10 protein-coding genes are annotated in these 16152 nt (G+C 65.6%); 6 read left to right on the top strand and 4 right to left on the bottom strand.

Translation table 11 applies throughout. The annotated features are described in order from the left end of the window. Positions 1-133: 133 nt before the first annotated feature. Positions 134-799, top strand: a complete 666-nt coding sequence (locus ABWW33_RS02455; RefSeq protein WP_353398474.1) for a DNA alkylation repair protein — start codon at positions 134-136, stop codon at positions 797-799. 42 nt (positions 800-841) lie between these two features. Here the strand turns inward: ABWW33_RS02455 and purL are convergent, their stop codons facing one another. Continuing rightward, on the bottom strand, positions 842-4915 hold the full coding sequence (gene purL, locus ABWW33_RS02450; protein ID WP_353398471.1) for a phosphoribosylformylglycinamidine synthase: 4074 nt from the start codon (positions 4913-4915) through the stop codon (positions 842-844). A gap of 245 nt (positions 4916-5160) precedes the next feature. Between purL and ABWW33_RS02445 the strand changes: the two genes are divergently transcribed. After that, positions 5161-6801 carry a response regulator gene (locus ABWW33_RS02445; protein WP_176650625.1) on the top strand — a complete coding sequence of 547 codons (1641 nt, stop codon included), beginning with the start codon at positions 5161-5163 and terminating at the stop codon, positions 6799-6801. 1 nt (position 6802) lies between these two features. On the opposite strand, the gene ABWW33_RS02440 is transcribed toward ABWW33_RS02445, so the two are convergent. Further along, complete coding sequence (locus ABWW33_RS02440) at positions 6803-6943, bottom strand: hypothetical protein (protein WP_176650624.1); 141 nt, start codon at positions 6941-6943, stop codon at positions 6803-6805. A gap of 201 nt (positions 6944-7144) precedes the next feature. Here ABWW33_RS02440 and ABWW33_RS02435 point away from each other — a divergent pair, with 201 nt between their 5' ends. After that, positions 7145-8278: a sensor histidine kinase gene (locus ABWW33_RS02435; protein WP_353398467.1), complete on the top strand. Its 1134-nt coding sequence runs from the start codon at positions 7145-7147 to the stop codon at positions 8276-8278. Between the two features lie 25 nt (positions 8279-8303). On the opposite strand, the gene ABWW33_RS02430 is transcribed toward ABWW33_RS02435, so the two are convergent. After that, positions 8304-11912 (bottom strand): hydantoinase B/oxoprolinase family protein, encoded by a 3609-nt coding sequence (locus ABWW33_RS02430; protein WP_353398464.1) that lies wholly within the window; start codon positions 11910-11912, stop codon positions 8304-8306. A 95-nt stretch (positions 11913-12007) separates the two neighbouring features. Between ABWW33_RS02430 and ABWW33_RS02425 the strand changes: the two genes are divergently transcribed. Continuing rightward, positions 12008-13528 (top strand): NAD(P)H-hydrate dehydratase, encoded by a 1521-nt coding sequence (locus tag ABWW33_RS02425; protein ID WP_353398461.1) that lies wholly within the window; start codon positions 12008-12010, stop codon positions 13526-13528. A 16-nt stretch (positions 13529-13544) separates the two neighbouring features. Here the strand turns inward: ABWW33_RS02425 and ABWW33_RS02420 are convergent, their stop codons facing one another. Continuing rightward, the gene (locus tag ABWW33_RS02420) at positions 13545-14264 is read right to left on the bottom strand and encodes an ABC transporter ATP-binding protein (protein WP_353399225.1); all 720 of its coding nucleotides are present in this window, start codon (positions 14262-14264) and stop codon (positions 13545-13547) included. 31 nt (positions 14265-14295) lie between these two features. Between ABWW33_RS02420 and ABWW33_RS02415 the strand changes: the two genes are divergently transcribed. Both ABWW33_RS02415 and mnmH read left to right on the top strand, forming a co-directional pair. After that, on the top strand, positions 14296-14940 hold the full coding sequence (locus ABWW33_RS02415) for an arylesterase (RefSeq protein ID WP_353398458.1): 645 nt from the start codon (positions 14296-14298) through the stop codon (positions 14938-14940). Then, a complete protein-coding gene (gene mnmH / locus ABWW33_RS02410) occupies positions 14937-15998 on the top strand; it encodes a tRNA 2-selenouridine(34) synthase MnmH (protein WP_353398455.1) in 1062 nt (353 codons plus the stop codon). Before ABWW33_RS02415 ends, mnmH begins: the two co-directional genes overlap by 4 nt. Positions 15999-16152 lie beyond the last annotated feature (154 nt).

The following is a 16152-nucleotide window of genomic DNA, read 5'->3' as shown; positions in this document are numbered from 1 at the left end:
CTGGTTTCGCGGTTATAAAAGGCGCCTCTTGAGGCGCCTTTTTTACACCTTGAATATGCCAATTTTTAGCTTATTCATGCCAGGAACCGGCTTATCTACGGGGCAAAACGTGGAGTCGGCTATAATCTGCAGCATGAATCCACAGTTCCAGGCCGACCTTGAAGCGGCCCTCGCCGCCGTCACCGATGCCGCCCGCGCACCTGCCATGCGCGCCTACATGCGCGATCAATTCGATTATCTGGGCGTCGGCACGCCGCAACGCCGGCTGGCGGCCAAGCCGCTTTTAAAGACTTTAAAAGGCTCAGGTCCGGATAATCTGCTGGATTATGCATGCGCATTATGGGAGTTGCCGCAGCGTGAATATCAATATGTGGCGATCGATTTACTGGCGATGCACTGGAAAGAAATGGATATCCTGCATATTCCACGACTGCTTGCATTGGCACAGAATAAATCGTGGTGGGATACCGTGGACGCGCTGGCCGCGGTAATCAGCGACGTGCTGCGACATAAACATGATGAAATGGACGCTGCGCTCACCCACGATAATATGTGGGTGCGGCGCATCGCCTTGCTTCATCAATTAGGTTGGCGCGATAAAGTCGACACGAATCGATTATTCAATTACGCGCTGACGTTATCGCACGAAAAAGAATTCTTCATACAAAAGGCAATTGGCTGGGCGTTGAGGGATTATGCACGCCACGATCCGGACGCAGTCCGGGAATTTATCTTGAAAGTAAAACCGCGCTTATCCGCACTTAGCTTCCGAGAGGCCAATAAGCATTTATCCAAATAAAAAGCCGGATCGCTCCGGCTTTTTATTTGGCACGCCGTTAAATTAACCGACGAATTTACGGGCATTGCGGAACATACGCATCCACGGCGAATCCTCACCCCACGATTCTGGATGCCAAGATTGCTGCACCGAGCGGAATACGCGTTCGGCGTGCGGCATCATAACCGTGAAGCGGCCGTCGGCCGTCGTCACCGACGTCAAGCCTTGCGGCGAGCCGTTCGGATTGTACGGATAGGCTTCCGTGGCGGCGCCGCGATTGTCGACGAAGCGCATCGCTGCCACGGCTTCGCTGATGTTGCCGGTCTGCGTGAAGTCGGCATAGCCTTCGCCGTGGGCGATGGCGATCGCGGTTTGCGTGCCGGCCATGCCGTTGAAGAAGATCGACGGCGAATCCAGCACCTCCACCATCGCGAAGCGGGCTTCGAACTTCTCCGACTTGTTGGTGGTGAACTTCGGCCACGCGTGTGCGCCAGGGATGATGGATTTCAGATTGCTCATCATCTGGCAGCCGTTGCAGACACCCAGGCCGAAGCTGTCGGTGCGCGCGAAGAAGCGGGCGAACTGCTCGGACAGCGCGGCGTTGAACAGGATGGTCTTGGCCCAGCCCTCGCCGGCGCCCAGCACGTCGCCGTACGAGAAGCCGCCGACGGCGATGATGCCCTGGAAGTCGTCCAGCTTGACGCGGCCGGCAATCAGGTCGCTCATGTGCACGTCGACGGCGTTGAAGCCCGCCTGGTGCATCACGTACGCGGTCTCGATGTGCGAGTTGACGCCCTGCTCACGCAGGATGGCGACGCGCGGACGCACGCCGGTGGCCAGGAACGGCGCGGCCACGTTTTCCGCCAGGTCGAAGGTGATCTTCGGCGTGATGCCGGGATCGGTGACGTCCAGGATGCGGTCGTATTCGGCGTCGGCGCAGGCCGGGTTGTCGCGCAGGCGGGCGATGCGCCAGCTGGTCTCGCTCCACAGGCGGTGCAGTTCGGCGCGCGGCTTGGCGTAGATGATCTTGGCGTCGCGGGTGAACTCGATCACGCCACGGTCGTTCGGCTTGCCGATGATGTGGCTGCAGGCGCCGAGGTTGAAGGTGCGCAGCACGTCCATCACCAGCGACTTCTCTTCTGCGCGCACCTGGATCACCGCGCCCAGCTCTTCGGAGAACAGCGCGCGCAGCGTTTGCTCGTTGCGGCGTTCGGCGATCTGGCCGGCCCAGTTCTTGGCGTCGCCCTGGTCGGCGCCATGGCCCTCTTCCAGCGTCAGGATGTCGAGGTTGATCGACAGGCCCGCGCGGCCGGCGAAGGCCATCTCGGTCAGCGTGCCATACAGGCCGCCGTCGGAGCGGTCGTGGTAGGCCAGCAGCTTGCCGTCGTTGTTCAGTTGCTGGATCGCGGTGAAGAAGGCTTTCAGGTCTTCAGCGCTGTCGACGTCCGGCGTCTCGTTGCCCAGCTGGCCCATGACCAGCGACAGCGCCGAGGCGCCCAGGCGGTTCTTGCCGCGACCGAGGTCGATCAGGATGATGGCGGTGTCGCCGGCATCGGTCTTGATCTGCGGCGTCAGCGACTTGCGCACGTCGTGCACCGGCGCGAAGGCCGAGACGATCAGCGATACCGGCGAAGTGACGGCTTTGGCAATGCCAAAGCTGTCGGCCTTCTCGTCACTTTCGTCTTTCCACGTGGTGCGCATCGACAGCGAATCCTTGCCGACCGGGATGCTGATGCCCAGCGCCGGGCACAGCTCCATGCCGACCGCCTTGACGGTGTCGAACAGCGCGGCGTCCTGGCCCGGCTGGCCGCAGGCGGCCATCCAGTTGGCGGACAGCTTGATGTCGGAGATATCCTTGATCGGCGCGGCGGCGATGTTGGTGATCGCCTCGGCGACCGCCATGCGGCCCGACGCTGCGGCGTCGATGACGGCCAGCGGCGTACGCTCGCCCATCGCCATCGCTTCGCCCAGGTAGCCCTCGAAGCTCATCGCGGTGACGGCGCAATCGGCCACCGGCACCTGCCATGGGCCGACCATCTGGTCGCGCACCGACATGCCGCCCACGGTGCGATCGCCGATGGTGATCAGGAAGGACTTGTCGCCGACGGTAGGCAGCAGCAGCACGCGCTTGGCCACTTCTTCCAGGTCCATGCCGGTCAGGTCGATCGCCGGCAGGTCGTTCTGCACGTGGTGTACGTCGCGCTGCATCTTCGGCGGTTTGCCCAGCAGGACGTCCATCGGCATGTCGACCGGCTCGTTGCCCAGTTCAGGATCGATCAGTTTCAGCTGGCGCTCTTCGGTCGCGGTGCCGACCACGGCAAACAGGCAGCGTTCACGCTCGCACAGCGCCTTGAACATCGGCAGGCTGTCCGGCGCGATCGCCAGCACATAGCGCTCTTGCGATTCATTGGACCAGATTTCCTTCGGCGCCATGCCGCTTTCTTCCAGCGGGATCTTGCGCAGGTCGAAGATCGCGCCGCGCTTGGCGTCGTTGGTGATTTCCGGGAAGGCGTTCGACAAGCCGCCGGCGCCGACGTCGTGGATCGAGATGATCGGATTCTTGGCGCCCAGCTGCCAGCAGCCGTTGATCACTTCCTGGGCGCGGCGTTCCATTTCCGGGTTGCCGCGCTGGACCGAGTCGAAGTCCAGGTCGGCGGTGTTGGTGCCGGTGGCCATCGACGACGCGGCCGAGCCCCCCATGCCGATGCGCATGCCGGGACCGCCCAGCTGCACCAGCAGGCTGCCGACCGGGATGTCGTTCTTGTGCGTGTGCTGGCCGGAGATGTTGCCGATGCCGCCGGCGATCATGATCGGCTTGTGGTAGCCGAACACGGTGTCCTGCGCGCCGGCGAACTGCTTGCCGATGTTCTGTTCATAGGTACGGAAGTAACCGCCCAGCACCGGACGGCCGAATTCATTGCTGAACGCGGCGCCGCCCAGCGGGCCTTCGATCATGATCTGCAAGGCCGAGGCGATGCGGTCAGGCTTGCCGTAGGCCTTGGTGCTGTCGCGGTAATCGCTGACCGGCGCGGTGACGTCGGCATCGTTTTCCCAGGCCTGCACGGCGCCCGGCAGCATCAGGTTCGATACGGTGAAGCCGGTCAGGCCGGCCTTGGGCTTGGCGCCGCGGCCGGTCGCGCCCTCGTCGCGGATCTCGCCGCCGGCGCCGGTGGAGGCGCCGGGGAACGGGGAGATCGCGGTCGGGTGATTATGGGTTTCCACTTTCATCAGCGTGTGCGTCAACTCGGTGGTCGGCGCGTACTGGTGCGCGTCGCCCTGCGGGAAGAAGCGCATCACTTCGGCGCCTTCCATGATCGACGAGTTGTCGCTGTAGGCGACGATCGTGCCTTTCGGCTGCAGCTGGTGGGTGTTCTTGATCATGCCGAACAGCGACTTGGTTTGCGCCACGCCGTCGATGGTCCAGTCGGCGTTGAAGATCTTGTGGCGGCAGTGCTCCGAGTTCGCCTGCGCGAACATCATCAGTTCGACGTCGGTCGGATTGCGGCCGGCCTTGGTGAAGGCGGCGTCCAGGTACTCGATCTCGTCGTCGGACATGGCCAGGCCCAGGTCCGTGTTGGCCTTCTCCAGCGCGGCCTTGCCCATGCCGATCACGTCCACCGATTCCAGCGGCTTGGCGTCCAGCGTGCGGAACAAACCGGCCGCGTCGTCCGGCGAGCGCAGCACCGATTCGGTCATGCGGTCGTGCAGCAGCGCGGCGACAGCCTGCGCTTCTTCTTCCGACAGCTTCTTGGCGGCGCCGATGCTGCTGCCCAAAATGCCGGTCTTCAGGTTGATGCGGAAGGCGATGCCGCGCTCGACGCGCTTGACGTGCGCCATGCCGCAGTTGTGGACGATGTCGGTGGCCTTCGAGGCCCACGGCGAGATCGTGCCGAAGCGCGGGATGACGAAGAACTCTTCGACTGCGCCGTCGGTGTTGTCGGCGTGGGCCGGCTCACCGTAGGTCAGCAGCGCGCCCAGGCGGCTGGTGTCGTCGGCCGACAGCGGCGCGGCGGCGTCGATGAAATGGACATAGCGCGCCTGGACGGCGGCGACGGCAGGCAGCGCGGCTTGCAGTTGAGTTAACAGGCGTTGGCTACGGAATGCGGACAGGGCGTTGGAGCCCGGCAGAATCAACATATTTGGAGGATGGTTGATGCAGCGTGGCTGCGGATTAAAGGGTGATGGAGCACGAGATACTTGTCTTGCAGAATTCCTTTGCGCGCATTATACCCCTTACCGTTGTCTCTATACAGCGCCAATTACGGCCAAAAACTGCCGGCGAAGCAACATTTTCAGTCTATTTCGTCTCCTAAGGCCTTGAATTCATACATTTTGATTTTCCATGGAGTATCCTAGATTTAACTTTAGATGAGGCACGTAACATGGCGGAATATAGTGAATTGTCGGTGCTGATCGTCGACCCGAACCCTGGGATGCGCGGCAGCCTGCACAATATGCTGAACCAGGCGGGCATCACCAGGATCGAATACGCGGTGAGCTCCGGCACGGCCATCCGCCAACTGGCCAAGAAACCGTTCGACATCGTGCTGTGCGAGTACGACCTGGGCAACGGCAGCGGAGAGAACAACGGCCAGGATGGCCAGCAGCTGCTCGAGGACCTGCGCCTGCACAAGCTGATCGCGCCGTGGACCATCTTCATCATGCTCACCTCCGAGGGCGTCTACAGCAAGGTGATCGGCGCGGCCGAACTGACGCCGACCGACTACGTGCTCAAGCCCTTCACCGTCGACGCGCTGCTGCAGCGCATCCGCAAGGCCGTCGACAAGCGCGACGTGTTCCTGCCGGTCTACCAGTTGGTGGAGAACGGCAACGTGCGCAAGGCCATCGCCGACTGCGTGGGCGGCGAGGAAAAGAATCCCCGCTACGCGATCGACTTCGCCCGCCTGCGCGCCGAGCTGCTGGTGTCCATCGGCGAGCTGGCCGAGGCCGAGATCGTGTACCAGGTGATCCTGATGGCCAAGCCGATCGCGTGGGCGCATCTGGGCATGGCGCGCTGCCAGTTCGGCCAGCAGAAGCTGGTCGAGGCGCAGCAGACCCTGCAGGAACTGCTGGCCGACAATCCCAAGTTCATGGCGGCCTACGACCTGCTGGCGCGTACCCACGAGGCCATGGGCCAGCAGGAGGAAGCCAAGAAGATCCTGGAGGACGCGGTGGCCATCTCGCCCAACATGGTCAGCCGGCTGCGGCACCTGGGCGAAGTGGCATTCGAGACCGGCGACGTCGGCATGGCCGAGAAGGCGTTCAAGCAGGTGGTGGCCAAGGCCAAGTATTCGGAATTCCGCGACCCCGAGGATCACGTCAAGCTGGTCAAGACGCTGGTCAAGAAAGGCGACGCCAACCAGGCCAGCGGCGTGATCCGCGACATGGAACGCTCCTTGCGCGGCGGCGCCAACGTGGAGGCCTGCCGCGCGATCGCGGCCGGCATGCTGCAGGAAATGGCCGGCAACCTGGCCGGCGCGGCGACCGAGCTGACCAACGCCGTCAACGCCATCGGCGCCACGCGCGGCCTGTCGACCGGGCTGAAGATTGGCCTGGTGCACAGTTGCCTGAACGTCAAGCTGGACCAGCAGGCGTCGGAATTGATGCTCAACCTGATGAACGACACCGACAGCGGCGTGTCGATGGACGACGCGGTGGACGTGTTTGAAAAGGCCGGCCGCCACGACCTGGCCGAGGGCATGGGCGAACAGATCAAGCACCAGGTGGACGAGTTGATCGCCCATGCGCACGATCAGCGCAGCCAGGGCGACCTGCGGGCGGCGGTCGATACGCTGAACGCGGCCCTGCGCAAGGCGCCGGCCAACATGGCGCTGCTGCCGGCGGCGACATCGGCCATCCTCAAGCAGCTCGACGACCTGGGCTGGGAAGTACCGCTGGGCGAGCAATGCGCGTTCCTGCTGGAACGCATGCGCAAGATCGACCCCGCCCATCCATCGCTGGAGGCGCTGCAGGCGCAGTACGCCCACACCCAGCGCAAATACGGTATCGCGACGGTCGCCTAGCTCAGATTACCGAGCCGGGGAAGTTGGACCAGTGGGCGATCATGTACCACGAGACGAAGTACAGCGCGCACAGCAGAAAGGCCGACCAGATCGCCGCGCTGGGCGATTTGCGTCCACGCAGCAGCTTGAATAGCGTTCGCATTGTGATTTCTCCTTCCATCCGATTCACCCGCCTCCTGAAAACCTGGACTGTACGCGCCGGCCCGATGGCGGACAAGCGACGAATCCGTGGTACCGGATTCCGGTGCCCCAGGTATCGGCAGGCGGACGGCTATGGCTATTGCGAGCGGCGCAAGCTATCATGGTTCGCTGCACCTTGCGCGCTACCGAACAGGCCTTACAAATGAAACTTTCCACCTTTATCCGCAGCAACATAGAAACCATCCTGGTGGAGTGGGAATCGTTCGCGCGGACGCTGCAACCGAAGGATGGGCAAATGTCGCCGCTGGCGCTGCGCGACCACGCCAAGCTGATACTGCTGGCGATCGCGGACGGGATCGATGTCAAGGAGACGCCGGACGAGCAGTACGACAAGTCGCGTGGCGAGGCGCCGGAGGCCACCGGACCGGAAAGCGCCGCCGCGACCCACGGCACGCTGCGCCACACCAGCGGCTTTACGCTGATCCAGCTGACCGCCGAGTACCGCGCGCTGCGCGCCACGGTACTGCGGCTGTGGCTGCCGAAGCTGTCGGCGGTCAACGAAGAAATCGCCGGCGACATGATGCGTTTCAACGAAGCGATCGACCAGGCGCTGGCCGAATCGGTGCTGACGTATTCGAACAAATCGGCCAAGACGCGCGACACCTTCCTCGCCATACTCGGCCATGACCTGCGCACCCCGCTGGCCACGATGTCGATGGCGGCGGCCTACCTGGCGCGCTTGCCGCCGGGCGAGCTGAAGATCGACCAGACGGCGGCGCGGATACAGCGCAGCGTCGACACCATGAGTTCCATGGTCAACGACCTGCTCGACTACGCGAGAACACAGCTGGACGGCGAGATGCCGGTGGCGCCGGTGATGGCCGACATCGGCGCGACCTGCCGCACGGCGCTCGATGACGCCCAGGCGGCACATCCGAACCGCCAGTTCCGCTGGAGCGGCTCCGGCGACCTGACCATCAGCTTCGACCAGCACCGCATGCAGCAGGTGCTGTCCAACCTTCTCAACAACGCCGCGCGCTACGGCACCAACGACGGTCCGGTGACGATGGACGCCAGCGGCACGGCCGGGCAGGTGGTGATCGCGGTGAACAACCGGGGCAATGTCATTCCGGCCGAATCGCTGGCGGCGATCTTCGCTCCGATGGTCAGGCTGTCGGTCGAAGCCAGCGCCGACGGGCCGCCGTCCAGGAGCATCGGGCTCGGGCTGTACATCGCCCAGGACATCGTCGAGGCGCACGGCGGCACGCTCGGCGTCGCCTCCAGCGCCGCGGACGGCACCACCTTCACCATCCGCCTGCCAAGAACCGCCGCATAATCGGCAGCGTCTGTAGCCCTGCCCGTCAGGCCGACGGCGGTCCGTAGCCGCCGCCGCCGGGGGTTTCGATGACGAACATGTCGCCCGGCTGCATGGTGGTCTTGCCGATGTGCGGCAGTTCCTCCACGCTGCCGTCGGCGCGCACCACGGTGTTGCGGCCCAAGGCGCCCGGCCCGCCGCCGGCCATGCCGAACGGCGCGTGGATGCGGTTGTTGGACAGGATCGCCGCCGTCATCGCTTCCAGGAAGCGCACCTTGCGCACGCCGCCGTCGCCGCCGCGCCAGCGCCCCGCTCCGCCGCTGCCTTCGCGGATCTCGTAGCTCTCCAGCCGCACAGGGAAGCGGAACTCCAGTATCTCCGGATCGGTCAGGCGCGAGTTGGTCATATTGGTCTGCACGACGCTGGTGCCGTCGAAGCCCGGCCCCGCGCCCGAGCCGCCGCTGATGGTCTCGTAGTACTGATACCGCTCATTGCCGAACGTGAAATTGTTCATCGTGCCCTGCGCCGCCGCCATCACGCCCAGCGCGCCATACAGCGCGTTGGTGATGCAGGTCGACGTCTCCACGTTGCCCGACACGACAGACGCCGGATAATGCGGATTGAGCATGGAGCCAGGCGGAATAAGGACTTTCAGCGGTTTCAGGCAGCCGGCGTTCAGCGGGATCTCGTCGTCGACCAGGGTGCGGAACACGTACAGCACCGCCGCCATGCATACCGCCGACGGCGCGTTGAAGTTGTTCTCCAGCTGCGCCGAAGTGCCGGTGAAATCGATCTCCGCGCTGCGGCTGGCGTGGTCGACCCGCACCGCGACCTGGATCTGCGCGCCGTTGTCCAGCTGCAGCGTGTAGCTGCCGTCCTTCAAGGCGCTGATCACGCGGCGCACCGCCTCCTCGGCGTTGTCCTGCACGTGGCCCATGTAGGCCTGCACCACGTCCAGCCCGAAATGCGCCACCATCTTGCGCAACTCCTCGACGCCTTTCTGGTTGGCCGCCACCTGCGCGCGCAGGTCGGCCATGTTCTGCTCCGGATTGCGCGCCGGGTAGCGCGCGGCCGCCAGCAAGGCGCGCGTCTCGGCGTCGCGCAACTGGCCGCCGGCTTCCCCGTCCACCAGCTTGAAGTTATTGATCAGCACACCCTCTTCCTCGATCACGCGCGAATCCGGCGGCATCGAACCGGGCGTGGTGCCGCCTATATCCGCATGGTGGCCGCGCGAGCCGACGTAGAACAGGATCTGCGCGCCAGCCTCGTCGAACACCGGCGAGATCACCGTCACATCCGGTAAATGGGTGCCGCCGTTGTATGGATCGTTGAGCATGAAGACGTCGCCGGCGCGCATCCGGCCCGCGTTCTCGCGCATCACGGTCTTGATCGACTCGCCCATCGAGCCCAGGTGCACCGGCATGTGCGGCGCGTTGGCGATCAGGTTGCCGTCGGCGTCGAAGATGGCGCAGCTGAAGTCCAGCCGCTCCTTGATGTTGACCGAGTATGCGGTGTTCTGCAGCCGCAGCCCCATCTGCTCGGCGATCGACATGAACAGGTTGTTGAAGATTTCCAGCATCACCGGATCGGCGCTGGTGCCGATGGCGCGCCGCTCCGGCAGCGCCGTCACGCGCCTGAGCACCAGGTGGTCATGCAGCGAGACCTCGGCCTGCCAGCCCGCCTCCACGATGGTGGTGGCATTGGCCTCGGCGATGATGGCCGGGCCCTTGACCACATCGCCGATGCGGGTCGAGGCGCGCTGATACAGGTTGGTCTGGCGCCATTTGCCGCCGGTGTACATCGGCACCACCGCATTGGGCATCAGGCCGGAGATGCGGCGCGGCGCCGGCTCCACCGTCTCCGCCGGCGCATCGGACTTGCCGAGCGCCTCCACCGACACCGCTTCGACGATCAGCGCCTTGGACGGCATCAGGAAGGAATAGCGCTTGCGGTAGGCCGTTTCGAACTGCGCCTTCATGCTGTCGACGGTATCGAACAGCACGATCAGCGCCGAATCGGTGCCCTCGTAACGCAGGTGCACGCGGCCGATCAGCGCGATGCGCGCGTCGTCCACACCCTGGTGATGCAGGTCGGCCCGCGCCTGGCGGCCCAGCGCATGCAGGCGCGCCTCCAGGTCCACGTGCGCGTCTTCGGACAGGCGCACCTCGACGGCCGCCTCGCGCATCGCCGTCTGGTCGGCCAGTCCCATGCCGTAGGCCGACATCACGCCCGACAGCGAATGCACGAACACCGTCGTCATGCCCAGCGCATCGGCCACCAGGCAGGCGTGCTGGCCGCCGGCGCCGCCGAAACTGGTCAGCGCATATTCGGTCACGTCGTGGCCGCGCTGCACCGAGATCTGCTTGATCGCATTGGCCATATTGCCGACTGCGATTTCGACAAAGCCCTCGGCCACCTGTTCCGGCGTGGTCTCCTTGCCGGTGGCGGCGCCGATTTGCGCGGCCAGCTCGGCGAACTTCGCCTTCACCGCCTGCGCATCGAGCGACTGCCGGCCTTGCGCGCCGAACAGCTGCGGGAAATGGTGCGGCTGGATCTTGCCCAGCATGACATTGCAGTCGGTGACCGCCAGCGGTCCGCCGCGGCGATAGCTGGCCGGTCCCGGATTGGCGCCGGCGCTGTCGGGCCCCACGCGATAACGGCTGCCGTCGAAATGCAGGATGGAGCCGCCGCCGGCCGCCACGGTGTGGATGCTCATCATCGGCGCGCGCATGCGCACGCCGGCCACCTGGGTCTCGAACACGCGCTCGAACTCGCCGGAATAATGCGACACGTCGGTCGAGGTGCCGCCCATGTCGAAGCCGATCACCTTGTCGAAGCCGGCCAGCTTGCTGGCGCGGACCATGCCGACGATGCCGCCGGCCGGGCCGCTGAGAATGCTGTCCTTGCCCTGGAAGGCGCGCGCGTCGGTCAGGCCGCCGCTGGACTGCATGAACTGCAGGCTCACGCCAGGCAATTCCTTGGCCACCTGGTCGACGTAGCGGCGCAGTATCGGCGACAGGTAGGCATCGACGACGGTGGTGTCGCCGCGCGCCACCAGCTTCATCATCGGACTGACCTCGTGCGACACCGACACCTGCGTAAAGCCCATCTCGCGCGCCATCTCGGCCACCTTGACCTCGTGCGCGTGATAACGGTAGCCGTGCATGAAGACGATGGACAGCGAGCGCAGGCCCATGTCGTAGGCGTGCGCCAGTCCGGCGCGCGCGGTGGCCATGTCGAGACCGATCACGGTGTCGCCATGCGCATCCATGCGCTCGTCGATTTCGACGACGTGGCTGTACAGCAGCTCCGGCAGCAGGATATGGCGGTCGAACAGGCGCGGACGATTTTGATAAGCGATGCGCAGCGCGTCGCGAAAGCCGCGCGTGATGGCCAGCGCGGTCGGCTCGCCCTTGCGCTCGAGCAGCGCGTTGGTGGCCACGGTGGTGCCCATCTTGACGGCGCCGATCTGCGCCACGGGTATCGGCTTGCCCTTGGCCACGCCCATCAGCTGGCGGATGCCGGCGATGGCCGCGTCGGCGTAGTGCTCGGGATTTTCGGACAGCAGCTTCAGGGTGCGCAAGCGTCCATCGGGCGGACGCGCCACGATGTCGGTGAACGTACCACCCCGGTCTATCCAGAACTGCCAATCCATACCTGCCTCGTCAACTTTCGGAAGCGTATATTGTAGAGGCTCCATGGCGGGTGGCATAGCGGCCTTACAACATATTTCAATGTTAAAATTACACGATGAACCCACTCTACTCCTGCGCCGAGATCCGCGCCATAGAACAAGCCGCCGCCGCCGCGCTGCCGGACGGCGTCCTGATGCAAAGAGCCGGACAGGCCGGCGCCAACGCGGCGCTGGACCTGCTGCCGTTCTCCACCGCGCACGCCAAGGTGCTGGTGCTGGCGGGCCCCGGCAATAACGGCGGCGACGCGCTGGAAACAGCGGCCCACCTCGCCTACGCCGGCGCCCAGGTCACCATCCTGCATTATGCGCCTGCGGCCGAGCCTTCGCCCGAACGCGCGGCCGCCATGCAGCGCGCGCAGACCAGCGACGCCCGCTTTGCCGAATTCGAGCAGGCCGCCGTCGCCACCACGGAATGGAACCTGGTCGTCGACGGCCTGTTCGGCATCGGCCTGAAGCGACCGCTGAGCGGCGCCATGCGCACGCTGGCGGAAACCGTCAACCGGCTCAAGTGCCAGGTGCTGGCGCTGGACCTGCCCAGCGGTCTCGACGCCGACACCGGCGCCATCGTCGGGCCGGACGGCGTGGCGATCCACGCCACCCACACCATCACCTTCATCGGCGACAAGCCGGGCCTGCACACCTGCGACGGCCGCGACTACGCGGGCCTGGTCGACGTCTCGCGGCTCGATATCGACGCCGCCCATTTCGCGCCGACGCGGCTGCACCTGAACGACGTCAAGTTCTTCTCGCGCCATCTGCGCGCGCGCCGGCACAACACGCACAAGGGCAGCTACGGCAACGTCGCCGTGATCGGCGGCGCGCGCGGCATGGGCGGCGCGCCGCTGCTGGCGGCGCGGGCCGCGCTGCACAGCGGCGCCGGCCGCGTCTATGCGCTGTTTGCCGAGGATGCGCCGGCGTGCGACAGCGGCCAACCGGAACTGATGTGCCGCCTGGCCGGCGATTTCGACCTGGGCACGGCGACGCTGGTGATCGGTCCCGGCCTCGGCGCCGCGCGCCAGGCCGTCGAATTGCTGACGCACGCGATCGCCAGCGGCAGCGCGCTGCTGGCCGATGCCGACGCGCTCAACCTGCTGGCGGCCGATGCCGGGCTGCAGTCGGCGCTGGCGCGGCGTTCCGCCGAAGGCGCCGCCGCCACGGCGGTCGTCACGCCGCACCCGCTGGAGGCGGCGCGGCTGCTGGGCGCGAGCATCGCCGAGGTGCAGGCCGACCGCGTCGGCGCCGCCCGCAAGCTGGCCGTCAAGTTGAACTCGGTGGTGGCGCTCAAGGGTTCCGGCACGGTGATCGCCGCGCCGAATGGCGACGCCGTCATCAACACCACCGGCAACCCGGCGCTGGCCACGGCCGGCACCGGCGACGTGCTGGCCGGTCTGATCGGCAGCCTGCTGGCGCAAGGCTGGCCGCAGTGGGAAGCCGCGCTGGCCGGCGTCTGGCTGCATGGCATGGCGGCCGACGTGCTGGTCACCGAAGGCAGCGGCCCGATCGGCCTGACCGCCGGCGAGCTGATACCGGCCATCCGCGTGGCGCTGAACCGCATGGTCCAGCACCACGGCCGCTAGCGTTTCAGCCGCAACGTCAAACCAGCCGGCCCGCCGCGATGGTGATGGTGCGGCCGCAGCGCGCCGCCATCGCCTGGTCGTGCGTGACCAGCACCAAGGTCGAGCCGTGCTCGCGGTTCAGCTCGAACATCAGCTTGATCACCGCCTCGCCGGTGGCAGCGTCCAGGCTGCCGGTCGGCTCGTCGGCGAACAGCAGCGGCGGCTCCGTCACGAAGGCGCGCGCCAGCGCCACGCGCTGCTGCTCGCCGCCGGACAGGTATTTGGGATAATGCTTCAGCCGGCTCGACAGCCCGACCTTGCCCAGCATGAATTCGGCCTTCTCGCGCGCATGGGTGGCGCCGCTCAGCTCCAGCGGCAGCATGACGTTCTCCACCGCCGTCAGGTGCGCCAGCAGCTGGAAGGACTGGAACACAAAGCCCAGCTTTTCCTTGCGCAGCGCGGCGCGGCCATCCTCGTCCAGCGCATAGATGTCGACGCCGTCCAGCACCACCCTGCCGGCGCTGGGCGTGTCGAGACCGGCCAGCAGGCCGAGCAAAGTCGACTTGCCCGAGCCGGAAGCGCCTACAATGGCGAGCGTCTCGGCCTTTTGCACGGTAAAATCCACCTCGTGCAAAATCGTCAGTTCGCCGCTGGCGTCGGCCACGCGCTTGGCCAGTCCGCTGACGACGATGGCCGGCTGCCCGGCTGGCTGCGCCACGGGCGCCGCCGTCGCGGCAAGGGCCGGGCCGTCCGGTATGAAATTGGAAGACGCTTTAGGGAAATCGGGCATGCTGAATGTGTTGAATGATTTATCAAAAAAACTGAGTGTACACGGTCTGTTCGCCCTGCTCCTGTTGTCGGCAGCGGCAAGCGCCTATTCTGCACCAAAAACCGTGCTGGTGCTCGGCGACAGCCTGTCGGCCGAATACGGCCTGGCGCGCGGCGCCGGCTGGGTCGCGCTGGCCGAGAAGAAACTGCAGGACCAGAAGATGGACGCCACCGTCGTCAACGCCAGCGTCAGCGGCGAGACCACCAGCGGCGGCCGCTCGCGCCTGCCGGCGCTGCTGCAGAAATACAAGCCGGCGCTGGTGGTCATCGAACTGGGCGCCAACGACGGCCTGCGCGGCCTGCCGGTGGCCGCCGCCCGCGCCAACCTGCTGGCGATGGCCGACGCCGCCGCCAAGGCCGACGCCAAGGTCATGCTGATCGGCATGCGCATGCCGCCCAACTACGGCCGCGACTATGCCGACAAATTCTTCGCCATGTACGGCGCCTTAAGCAAGGAAATCAAGGCGCCGCTGGTGCCGTTCATGCTTGACGGCGTCGCCGACAAGCAGTTCCAGGCCGACCGGCTGCATCCGCTGGCCGAAGCCCATCCAACCATCCTGGCCAATATCTGGCCGACGCTGCAAAAAACCATCAAGGCCAAATGAAGTATCCGGAAATTCTCAGCTTCGAAGACGCGCTCCTGCAACTGGACAGCTTCGACGCCATCATCGACGCGCGCAGCCCGTCCGAATATGCGCTCGACCACCTGCCCGGCGCCATCAACGCGCCGGTGCTGGACGACGCGCAGCGCATCACCGTGGGCACCATGTACAAGCAGGTCAACTCGTTCGAGGCCAAGAAGGTCGGCGCGGTGCTGGTGGCCAAAAACATCGCCAGTCATATCGAGGCGCTGTGGCTGGACAAGCCGCGCGAGTGGCGGCCGCTGGTCTACTGCTGGCGCGGAGGCAACCGCAGCGGCTCGATGGCGCACATCCTGGCCAAGATAGGCTGGCCGGTGGCGCAGCTGGACGGCGGCTACAAGGCCTTCCGCGCCCATGTCGCCGCCGCGCTGGAGCAGGCGCCGCCGCTGCGCTTCCAGGTCATGTGCGGCACCACCGGCAGCGGCAAGAGCCGCCTGCTGGAAGTGCTGCACGCGCAAGGGGCCCAGGTGCTGGACCTGGAAAAGCTGGCCGCGCACCGCGGCTCGGTGCTGGGCAACCTGCCCAGCCAGCCGCAGCCCAGCCAGAAAGCCTTCGAGACGCGCATCTGGGACACGCTGCGCCGCTTCGATCCGGCCCGTCCGGTGTTCGTCGAGTCGGAAAGCAAGAAGGTCGGCAACCTGCGCGTGCCGGCCGCGCTGATGGAGGCCATGCGCGCCTCCGAGTGCATCTCGCTGACCTTGTCGCGCGCCAACCGCGTGCGGCTGCTGATGGAGGACTACGCGCACTTCACCGCCAGCCCCGGGTCGCTCAACGAACAGCTGGAATTCCTGGCGGCACTGCACGGCCGCGAGAAGATCAAGCACTGGCAGGCCATGGCCAGCGGCGGCGCGATGGCGCAGCTGGTCGAGGAACTGCTGATCCATCACTACGACCCCGCCTATGTGCGTTCGATCGACCGCAACTTCGTCAAATTCGGCCAGGCCAGGCTGCTGGAGCTGGACCACATCGGCGAACAGGCCTTCCTCGACGCCGCCCGGAGTTTGATCGCCAGCACCGCCTGACCCAAAACAGTGCAGCACCCCGGCGCCGCCGAAATAACTTTGTTATTCGGCGGCGCTTGCTTTTGGGCACCCATTTCATTCTGCCGCCGCCCCGCCAGTTTGCGCAAAGTTCTTACACAACTTTCATTTTCCTTTCAGGCATGCAATTTGCGTT

It is taken from the genome of Duganella hordei (assembly GCF_040369125.1).
Lineage (GTDB): Bacteria > Pseudomonadota > Gammaproteobacteria > Burkholderiales > Burkholderiaceae_D > Rugamonas > Rugamonas hordei.
Note: the sequence above shows the minus strand (reverse complement) of the source record. Positions and strands in the feature narration are given on the sequence as shown.

Coding starts and splice junctions, on each gene's coding strand:
- ABWW33_RS02425 (WP_353398461.1), top strand. CDS start 12,008: ATGAACCCACTCTACTCCTGCGCCGAGATCCGCGCCATAGAACAAGCC.
- mnmH (WP_353398455.1), top strand. CDS start 14,937: ATGAAGTATCCGGAAATTCTCAGCTTCGAAGACGCGCTCCTGCAACTG.
- ABWW33_RS02455 (WP_353398474.1), top strand. CDS start 134: ATGAATCCACAGTTCCAGGCCGACCTTGAAGCGGCCCTCGCCGCCGTC.
- ABWW33_RS02435 (WP_353398467.1), top strand. CDS start 7,145: ATGAAACTTTCCACCTTTATCCGCAGCAACATAGAAACCATCCTGGTG.
- ABWW33_RS02415 (WP_353398458.1), top strand. CDS start 14,296: ATGCTGAATGTGTTGAATGATTTATCAAAAAAACTGAGTGTACACGGT.
- ABWW33_RS02440 (WP_176650624.1), bottom strand. CDS start 6,943: ATGCGAACGCTATTCAAGCTGCTGCGTGGACGCAAATCGCCCAGCGCG.
- purL (WP_353398471.1), bottom strand. CDS start 4,915: ATGTTGATTCTGCCGGGCTCCAACGCCCTGTCCGCATTCCGTAGCCAA.
- ABWW33_RS02430 (WP_353398464.1), bottom strand. CDS start 11,912: ATGGATTGGCAGTTCTGGATAGACCGGGGTGGTACGTTCACCGACATC.
- ABWW33_RS02445 (WP_176650625.1), top strand. CDS start 5,161: ATGGCGGAATATAGTGAATTGTCGGTGCTGATCGTCGACCCGAACCCT.